Origin of the sequence: Mesorhizobium sp. M4A.F.Ca.ET.020.02.1.1, assembly GCF_004022645.1 — a bacterium.
In the GTDB taxonomy this organism is placed as follows: Bacteria; Pseudomonadota; Alphaproteobacteria; order Rhizobiales; family Rhizobiaceae; genus Mesorhizobium.
Genome location: NZ_RZOI01001314.1, coordinates 1 through 679, shown reverse-complemented (window position 1 = coordinate 679; position 679 = coordinate 1). Strand labels below are relative to the sequence as shown.

Annotated in this window: 1 protein-coding gene; it reads right to left on the bottom strand. The window is 67.3% G+C overall.

Features of this window, described 5'->3' with window-relative positions; genetic code table 11:
- Positions 1-679 (bottom strand): serine hydrolase domain-containing protein (locus tag EN742_RS36855; protein WP_148670612.1); only part of this gene is annotated, 679 nt, incomplete at both ends.

Sequence of the window (679 nt, the reverse complement as noted above, 5' to 3'; positions counted from 1 at the left end):
CGATCTTCGCCGCCCAGGCGCCATCGACCCTGACGTGGAGTGCTGCGCGATCGGGGTGCTTGAGGAAATCCGCATGACGCGAGCTGGTCGAGGCCATGCCGAGCGGTCGGTAGAGCTTTTCCTCGGCCACGTCCTCCCAGGATTTGCCCGTCGGCATTGCGGCGGCGACGGCACCCTCGGTCAGTCCGAAATTGCTGTAGGAGTAGCCGGCGCGAAAGCTCGATGATGGCGGCACGAAGCGCAGGCGGTGCAGTATCTCGGCACGGTCGTAGCCGATGTCCTCGAGGTCGTCGCCGGCGGTGCCCGGAAGCCCGCTGCGGTGCGAAAACAGATCGCGGATGGTGAGTTGGCTGGTCGGATAGGCTTCGGCGAGGCGGAACGCCGGATCGAGGTCGGCGATCTTCGAATCCCAGGACACGATGCCGTCGCCGACCAGCGCCGCCACGACGGTGGCGGACACCGGCTTGGAGAGGGAAGCGATCTGGAACACCGTGTCGGCGTCCACGGTCTCCGGCTTGCCGGCCTCGCGATGACCAAAACCCTTGAGGAAGATCACCTTGTCGTCGTGGACGACGGCGATGGCGAGACCGGGCACGCCACCGTCGGCGACGGTGGCCTCGGCGAGCGCCTCGAGCTTCGCCAAGGCGGCAGCGATGCGCTCGGGTGTGACGGGATCGGC